Source organism: Actinocrinis sp. (genome assembly GCF_035938995.1).
GTDB lineage: Bacteria > Actinomycetota > Actinomycetes > Streptomycetales > Catenulisporaceae > DASZGI01.
Genome location: NZ_DASZGI010000179.1, coordinates 1 through 7405, shown reverse-complemented (window position 1 = coordinate 7405; position 7405 = coordinate 1). Strand labels below are relative to the sequence as shown.

Below are 7405 nucleotides of genomic sequence, written 5' to 3'. Positions count from 1 at the left end.
GGCGTTCGATGACGCGGCGCTTGACGACGCAGTGCTTGTAGATGGAGGGTTCATGGGCGAATCGGTACCGGCCGCGGAGCAGTGAGAGCTCGTCCGTCACGCCCTCTGTCCGCCCAGAGCGAGCACGGAACGAACACGGGTGCTCCGCGCGTTGTTCGGCACAGGTGAGCATTGCGCCTGGAGGTGCTTGGATGGCCCGCAACCCGTTCACTCGAGAGAACTCCAGCGACGACGCCCTCGACGCCTATTCGAGGGCGGTTGTGACCGTCGCCGACACGCTGCGCCCCTCCGTGCTCAGCGTCGCGGTGCGCTCTGGGCGCGGCGAAGGAGCCGGGTCGGCAGTCGCGTTCACCGACGACGGCTTCCTGGTCACCAGCGCGCACGTGGTCGAGGGAGTGGGCGGCGGCGCGGTCTTCACCTATGACGGCCAAGAACAGGTCTTCGAAGTGGTCGGGCGCGACCGGCTCTCCGATCTCGCGGTCCTGCGCACCGGCACCCGGCTGGTGCCCCCGGCCGAACTCGGTGACGCGAACCGGCTGCGGGTCGGCCAACTCGTGGTGGCGGTGGGCAATCCCCTGGGACTGGCCGGCTCGGTGACCGCCGGCATCGTCAGCGCGCTGGGCCGGTCCATCCCGGCGCGCACCCCGGCGGGCATGCGGGTGATCGACGACGTGATCCAGACCGACGCCGCGCTGAACCCGGGCAACTCCGGCGGCGCGCTGGCGGATTCCACCGCGCGCGTGATCGGCATCAACACGGCCGTGGCTGGGATCGGCCTCGGCCTGGCGGTGCCGATGAACAGCACCACCCGGCGCATCGTGAGCGAACTGATGTCGAACGGACGGGTGCGGCGCGCCTGGCTCGGCGTCGGCGGCGCGACGATGGCGCTGCCCCCGGCGCTCGCCCGGCGGCTGGAGCAGGAGACCGGCCTGCGGGTGATCGAGGTCGTGCCCGGCTCCCCCGCGGCGCGCGCCGGCATCCATGTGGGGGACGTGATCATCGCGGCTGACCACACGAAGGTCGACGCGGCGCAGGACCTGCAGAAGATGATGCTCAACCTGCGCGCGGGCAGCCGCCTGGACGTCACCCTGATCCGCAACGGCGCGCTGGTCGACGTCGTCGCGGCGCTGAGCGAGCTCACCGGGGTGTAATCACCGCGGTGTAAGAGGTCCGCGGGACTTCAGTGCACGCAGAACTCGTTGCCCTCGGGGTCGTTCATCACGATCCACCGGGAGCCGTACTCCTCGAACTCCTGGATCCGTTTCGCGCCGTACCCCTCGAGCTCGGACACCTTGGCGAGAACCTTCTCCCATCGCTCCGCCGGCGGGTCGGCCCTGGTTCCTCCGGCGCTGATGTCCAGGTGGAGGCGGTTCTTCACGGCCTTGCCCTCGGGCACCCGCATGAACAGAAGCCGGGGCCGCGGACCGCCGCCCACCCCCGGCTCGAAGCCCGGCGGCACCACGGCGGCCAGCTTGTTCCAGTCCTCCTCCGGGATCTTCCAGGCCGTGAGGGCCGCCTCCCAGGAGTCGAAACCCGTGGGCGGCGGCTCTTCCTCGTAGCCGAGGGCCTTGGACCAGAACGCGCTGAGCCCCCGCGGGTCCGCGCAGTCGAAAACAACTTGGAAGTCACTGACCATGCAGCACACGCTAGAGGCAGGCCCCGACAGAATCAGCCTGACCGCTCAGACGTTGAAACCCCATGCCGCACCAAAACCCAGTGTCAGATTAAACCCGGTGTCAGATCAAAGCTCAGTGTCAGACGTTGAAGCCCAGAGCCCGCAGCTGCTCGCGCCCGTCGTCGGTGATCTTGTCCGGGCCCCACGGCGGCATCCAGACCCAGTTCACCCGGAAGTCCGCGACCAGGCCGTCCAGCGCGGTGCGGATCTGGTCCTCGATCACATCCTGCAGCGGGCAGGCCGCCGAGGTCAGGGTCATGTCGATGACCGCGACGTTCGCGTCGTCCACGGTCAGGCCGTAGACCAGGCCGAGGTCCACGACGTTGATGCCCAGTTCGGGGTCGACGACGTCCTTGAGGTTCTCGGTGACCTCGTCCAGCTCAGCGACGTCAGCCATGGTTCTTGACTCCTTCCGCGGCCAGAGCCTGTGCGGTGGCATCTTTGAGCGCCATCCAGGACAACAGCGCGCACTTGACCCGCGCCGGGAACTTCGACACCCCGGCGAAGGCGACGGCGTCCTCGAGCACGTCCTCGTCACCGGCCGACTCGCCCTTGGACTGCATGAGCTCCAGGAACTTCTCCTGGATCCCCAGCGCCTCGCCGACCTTCTTGCCGATCACCAGGTCGGTCAGCACCGAGGCCGAGGCCTGCGAGATCGAGCAGCCCTGCGACTCGTACGAGACGTCCTCGATCACCGCGGCCTCGCCCAGCGACGCGTCGGACAGGTGCACCCGCAGCGTCACCTCGTCGCCGCAGGTCGGGTTGACGTGGTGGACCTCGGCCCGGTACCCGTCGCGCAGCCCCTTGTGGTGCGGGTTGCGGTAGTGGTCCAGGATGATCTCCCGGTACATCGACTCAAGCTGCATCTGTCATCACGCTCCGAAGAAACGCTTGACGTGCTCCAGACCTTCCACGAGCGCGTCCACGTCGGCCTTGGTCGAGTAGACCGAGAACGAGGCGCGGGTGGTGGCCGCCACGCCGTAGCGCTTGCATACCGGGCGGGCGCAGTGCTGCCCGACCCGCACGGCGATGCCCTGCTCGTCGAGCACCTGGCCGACATCGTGCGGGTGGATCGCGCCGAGCGCCGGCGAGTTGAGCGTGAACGAGATCGCGGCGCCGTGGTCCTGCGCGGTCTGCGGGCCGATCAGCGTGAGCCCTTCGACCGCCTTGAGCTGGTCGAGCGCGTACTCGACGATCTCGCGCTCGTGCGCGGCGACGTTCTCCATGCCCAGCTCGTTCAGGTAGTCCACGGCCGCACCGAGCCCGACCGCCTCGGCGATCGGCGGGGTGCCCGCCTCGTACTTGTGCGGGATCGGCGCGTAGGTCGAGGCCTCCATCTCGACGATCTCGATCATCTCGCCGCCGCCGAGGAACGGGGGCAGCTCCTCGAGCAGGTCCGCGCGGCCCCACAGCACGCCGATGCCGGTCGGGCCGAGCATCTTGTGCCCGGTGAACGCGACGAAGTCGGCGCCCAGCTCCCGCACGTCCAGCGGCAGGTGCGGGGCGGACTGCGAGGCGTCCAACACGAACAGCGCGCCGACCTCATGGGCGCGGCGGGCGATCCGCTCGACCGGGTTGAGGGTGCCGAGGATGTTGGAGACGTGCACGACCGCGACGACCTTGGTCTGCTCGTTCACGATCTCGTCGAGGTTGGAAAGGTCCAGCCGGCCGTCGTCGGTCAGGCCCAGCCACTTGAGCTCCGCGCCGGTGCGCTGCGCGGTCAGCTGCCAGGGCACGATGTTGGAGTGGTGCTCCATCTGGGTGATGACCACCCGGTCGCCGCGCCCGATGCCGTACGGGTCGCCGGCCCAGCCGAGCACGTTGGAGACCAGGTTCAGCGCCTCGGAGGAGTTCTTGGTGAAGATCACCTCGCGCGGGTCGGCGTTGATGAACCGGGCCACCTTCTCGCGGGCGCCCTCGTACATCGCGGTGGCTTCCTCCGCGAGCGTGTGCACGCCGCGGTGGACGTTCGAGTGGTGCCGCTCGTAGTAGGTGCTCATCGCGTCGATGACCTGGCGCGGCTTCTGCGAGGAGGCCGCCGAGTCCAGGTAGACCAGGGGCTTGCCGTCGCGGACGCGCCGCTCCAGGATCGGGAAGTCCTTGCGGACCAGCTCCACGTCGATCGCCATGTCAGGCCGCTTCCTTGACGCCGGTGTACTTCTCGTAGCCCTCGGCTTCCAGGCGCCCGGCCAGTTCCGGGCCACCGGACTCGACGATCCGCCCGCCGGCGAACACGTGCACGTAGTCCGGCTCGATGTAGCGCAGGATCCGGGTGTAGTGGGTGATCAGCACGGTGCCGACCTCGCCGGTGGCGCGCACCCGGTTGACCCCTTCGGCCACGATCCGCAGCGCGTCGACGTCGAGGCCGGAGTCGGTCTCGTCGAGCAGCGCGATCTTCGGCTTCAGCAGCTCGAGTTGCAGGATCTCGTGGCGCTTCTTCTCGCCGCCGGAGAAGCCCTCGTTGACCGAGCGCTCGGAGAAGGCCGGGTCCACCTGGAGGCGCGTCATGGCCTCGTTGACCTCTTTGACCCAGGTGCGCAGCTTCGGCGCCTCGCCCCGGATCGCGGTCGCGGCGGTGCGCAGGAAGTTGGACACCGAGACACCGGGGACCTCGACCGGGTACTGCATGGCCAGGAACAGGCCGGCGCGGGCGCGCTCGTCCACGGTCATGGCCAGCACGTCCTCGCCGTCAAGGAGCACCTGGCCCTGGGTGACCTGGTACTTGGGGTGCCCGGCGATCGAGTAGGCGAGGGTGGACTTGCCGGAGCCGTTCGGGCCCATGATCGCGTGGGTCTCGCCCTGCTTCACAGTCAGGTCGACCCCGCGCAGGATCTCCTTGGGAGCGCCTTCGGCGTCGACGGAGACGTGCAGGTCGCGGATTTCGAGAGTGGCCATGGGTTCTTACAGCTCCACATTGACGGCGACGTAGACGTTGTCGCCTTCGATCTTGACGGGGTAGACGGGGACGGGGTCGACGGCGGGCAGGGACCTGGGCTTGCCGTCGGCCAGGGAGAAGGTCGAGCCGTGCAGCCAGCACTCGATCTCGCCGTCGATCACTTCGCCCTCGGACAGGGCGACGCTGGCGTGCGAGCAGACGTCGTGGATCGCGTAGACCTGGCCGGCGGTAGTGCGCACCACGGCGACCGGGGTGCCGTCGACGTCCACGGCCTCGGGCTTGTCGGGCTCGAAGTCGGCCAGTTCACCGATCGGCTGCCAGATCGGTTCGGTCGCGCTCACGCCCGCACCTCCTGCGCAGCCGACGCGCCCTCAGACAACGCACCCTCGGATGACGCGCTTTCGGAGGACACGGAGCGGCTCAGTTCTGTCTCCACCTTGTGCATCAACCGTTCCTCGAGATCCGGGATTCCGATCCGGGCGATCACGTCCGCGAAGAAGCCGCGCACCACCAGCCGCCGCGCCTCGTCCTCGGAGATGCCGCGGCTCTGCAGGTAGAACAGCTGCTCGTCGTCGAAGCGGCCGGTGGCCGAGGCGTGGCCGGCGCCGACGATCTCGCCGGTCTCGATCTCCAGGTTCGGCACCGAGTCGGCGCGGGCGCCGTCGGTGAGCACCAGGTTGCGGTTGAGCTCGTAGGTGTCGGTGCCTTCGGCCGCGGCGCGGATCAGCACGTCGCCGACCCAGACGGTGTGCGCGTCGGCGCCTTGGAGCGCACCCTTGTACGTCACCCGCGAGCGGCAGTTCGGGACCGCGTGGTCGACGAACAGCCGCTGCTCCAGATGCTGGCCGTCATCGGCGAAGTACAGGCCGAGCAGCTCCGCGTCGCCGCCGGGAGCGGCGTACCTGACCTGCGGGATGAGCCGGACCAGGTCGCCGCCGAAGGTGACGTTGACCGACTTGACCGTCGCGTCCCGGCCGACCAGCACGTTCTGCTGGGCCAGGTGCACCGCGTCGCGGTCCCAGTCCTGCACCGAGATCAGGGTGGCCTTCGCGCCGTCGCCGACCAGCAGGTCGACGATCGCCGCACGGGCGCCGGAGCCGGTGTGGTCGAGCACGATGACAGCCTCGGCGAACGGCTTGACGTCGAAGACCAGGTGGGCGAAGCCGACGCCGCCCAAAGCGCGCACCTCCACCCGCACCGGCTCGGTGAGCACCTGCTCCTTGGGGACGGTGATCACAGTGGCCTGCTGTGCCTCCTGGAAGGCCCAGGCCGCGGCGACATCGACTGGCACGCCCGCCTTGCCCACGCGCGGATCGTCGCGGCCGACCTGCTCGGCGGTCACGCCGTCGGGCAGGCTCAGCTCGACCTTGTCCGCGCCGCGCTCGCCGTCCGCGGCGGCGCTGCCGTCGTGCAGCCCGCGCAGCCGCTTCAGCGGAGTGAAGCGCCAGTCCTCCTCGCGCCCGGTCAGCGCCGGGAAGGCGGCCGGGTCGTAGGAGGCGAAGCGCTCGCCCCGGGAGGCGAGCACTTCGGAGTGGGTCTTGCCGGTGCCGGGCCCGGCCAGCGGCGCGCCCGCCCCGGGTCCGGCCACCGTCACCGCGGCGGCCGTCATCGCGCCCTTGTTCGTCTCAGCCATGCGTCGTCTTCGTCTCTCGTCCTCGTGCGTCCCGCCGTACCCGGCCGGTCAGCCGACCGCGCCTTCCATCTGCAGCTCGATCAGCCGGTTGAGTTCCAGCGCGTACTCCATGGGCAGCTCGCGGGCGATCGGCTCGACGAAGCCGCGCACGATCATCGCCATCGCCTCGTCCTCGGTCAGGCCGCGGCTCATCAGGTAGAACAACTGGTCCTCGGAGACCTTGGAGACGGTGGCCTCGTGGCCCATCTGCACGTCGTCCTCACGCACGTCCACGTAGGGGTACGTGTCCGAGCGGCTGATCGTGTCCACCAGCAGCGCGTCGCACTTGACGTTCGACTTCGAGTGGTGCGCGCCGTCCTGGATCTGGATCAGGCCGCGGTACGAGGTGCGGCCGCCGCCGCGCGCCACCGACTTGGAGATGATCGTCGACGAGGTGTACGGCGCGACGTGCACCATCTTGGCGCCCGCGTCCTGGTGCTGGCCCTCGCCGGCGAAGGCGATGGACAGGGTCTCGCCCTTCGCGTGCTCGCCGAGCAGCCAGACCGCCGGGTACTTCATGGTGACCTTGGAGCCGAGGTTGCCGTCGATCCACTCCATGGTCGCGCCCTCGTGCGCCGCGGCGCGCTTGGTGACCAGGTTGTAGACGTTGTTCGACCAGTTCTGGATCGTGGTGTAGCGCACCCGGGCGTTCTTCTTCACCACGATCTCGACCACGGCCGAGTGCAGCGAGTCCGAGCTGTAGACCGGCGCGGTGCAGCCCTCGACGTAGTGGACGTACGAACCCTCGTCGGCGATGATCAGCGTCCGCTCGAACTGGCCCATGTTCTCGGTGTTGATGCGGAAGTACGCCTGCAGGGGGATCTCGACGTGGACGCCCTTGGGGATGTAGATGAACGAACCGCCGGACCACACGGCCGTGTTGAGCGCCGCGAACTTGTTGTCACCGCTCGGAATGACCGTGCCGAAGTACTCCCGGAACAGGTCTTCGTGCTCCCGCAGACCTGAATCGGTGTCGGCGAAGATCACGCCCTGCTGCTCGAGGTCCTCGCGGATCTGGTGGTAGACGACCTCGGACTCGTACTGCGCCGCGACCCCCGCGATCAGCCGGTTCTTCTCGGCCTCGGGGATGCCCAGCTTGTCGTAGGTGTTCTTGATGTCCGCGGGCAGGTCGTCCCAGGTCGCGGCCTGCTTCTCGGTGGAG

At 69.0% G+C, this 7405-nt stretch carries 9 protein-coding genes; 1 reads left to right on the top strand and 8 read right to left on the bottom strand.

Features of this window, described 5'->3' with window-relative positions:
* Positions 1–191: 191 nt before the first annotated feature.
* Positions 192–1151, top strand: a complete 960-nt coding sequence (locus VGZ32_RS12875; protein WP_326886211.1) for a S1C family serine protease — start codon at positions 192–194, stop codon at positions 1149–1151.
* Between the two features lie 29 nt (positions 1152–1180).
* On the opposite strand, the gene VGZ32_RS12870 is transcribed toward VGZ32_RS12875, so the two are convergent.
* The 8 genes from VGZ32_RS12870 to sufB form a co-directional block, all read right to left on the bottom strand.
* On the bottom strand, positions 1181–1636 hold the full coding sequence (locus VGZ32_RS12870) for a VOC family protein (RefSeq protein ID WP_326886210.1): 456 nt from the start codon (positions 1634–1636) through the stop codon (positions 1181–1183).
* A gap of 118 nt (positions 1637–1754) precedes the next feature.
* Positions 1755–2072, bottom strand: coding sequence for a metal-sulfur cluster assembly factor (locus tag VGZ32_RS12865; RefSeq protein WP_326886209.1), 318 nt, complete (start codon positions 2070–2072; stop codon positions 1755–1757).
* Positions 2065–2541, bottom strand: coding sequence for a Fe-S cluster assembly sulfur transfer protein SufU (gene sufU / locus VGZ32_RS12860; protein ID WP_326886208.1), 477 nt, complete (start codon positions 2539–2541; stop codon positions 2065–2067). Before sufU ends, VGZ32_RS12865 begins: the two co-directional genes overlap by 8 nt.
* A gap of 6 nt (positions 2542–2547) precedes the next feature.
* Positions 2548–3804 carry a cysteine desulfurase gene (locus VGZ32_RS12855; protein ID WP_326886207.1) on the bottom strand — a complete coding sequence of 419 codons (1257 nt, stop codon included), beginning with the start codon at positions 3802–3804 and terminating at the stop codon, positions 2548–2550.
* A gap of 1 nt (position 3805) precedes the next feature.
* Complete coding sequence (gene sufC, locus VGZ32_RS12850) at positions 3806–4570, bottom strand: Fe-S cluster assembly ATPase SufC (RefSeq protein WP_326886206.1); 765 nt, start codon at positions 4568–4570, stop codon at positions 3806–3808.
* A 6-nt stretch (positions 4571–4576) separates the two neighbouring features.
* Positions 4577–4894 (bottom strand): non-heme iron oxygenase ferredoxin subunit, encoded by a 318-nt coding sequence (locus VGZ32_RS12845; protein ID WP_349263585.1) that lies wholly within the window; start codon positions 4892–4894, stop codon positions 4577–4579.
* 14 nt (positions 4895–4908) lie between these two features.
* Complete coding sequence (gene sufD, locus VGZ32_RS12840) at positions 4909–6204, bottom strand: Fe-S cluster assembly protein SufD (RefSeq protein WP_326886204.1); 1296 nt, start codon at positions 6202–6204, stop codon at positions 4909–4911.
* A gap of 48 nt (positions 6205–6252) precedes the next feature.
* Positions 6253–7405 (bottom strand): Fe-S cluster assembly protein SufB (gene sufB / locus VGZ32_RS12835; protein WP_326886203.1); only part of this gene is annotated, 1153 nt, incomplete at its 5' end.

What these genes read in the sequence shown, in the direction of transcription:
- VGZ32_RS12865 (WP_326886209.1), bottom strand. Translation starts at nt 2,072, where the DNA reads ATGGCTGACGTCGCTGAGCTGGACGAGGTCACCGAGAACCTCAAGGAC.
- VGZ32_RS12875 (WP_326886211.1), top strand. Translation starts at nt 192, where the DNA reads ATGGCCCGCAACCCGTTCACTCGAGAGAACTCCAGCGACGACGCCCTC.
- sufC (WP_326886206.1), bottom strand. Translation starts at nt 4,570, where the DNA reads ATGGCCACTCTCGAAATCCGCGACCTGCACGTCTCCGTCGACGCCGAA.
- VGZ32_RS12855 (WP_326886207.1), bottom strand. Translation starts at nt 3,804, where the DNA reads ATGGCGATCGACGTGGAGCTGGTCCGCAAGGACTTCCCGATCCTGGAG.
- sufU (WP_326886208.1), bottom strand. Translation starts at nt 2,541, where the DNA reads ATGCAGCTTGAGTCGATGTACCGGGAGATCATCCTGGACCACTACCGC.
- VGZ32_RS12870 (WP_326886210.1), bottom strand. Translation starts at nt 1,636, where the DNA reads ATGGTCAGTGACTTCCAAGTTGTTTTCGACTGCGCGGACCCGCGGGGG.
- sufD (WP_326886204.1), bottom strand. Translation starts at nt 6,204, where the DNA reads ATGGCTGAGACGAACAAGGGCGCGATGACGGCCGCCGCGGTGACGGTG.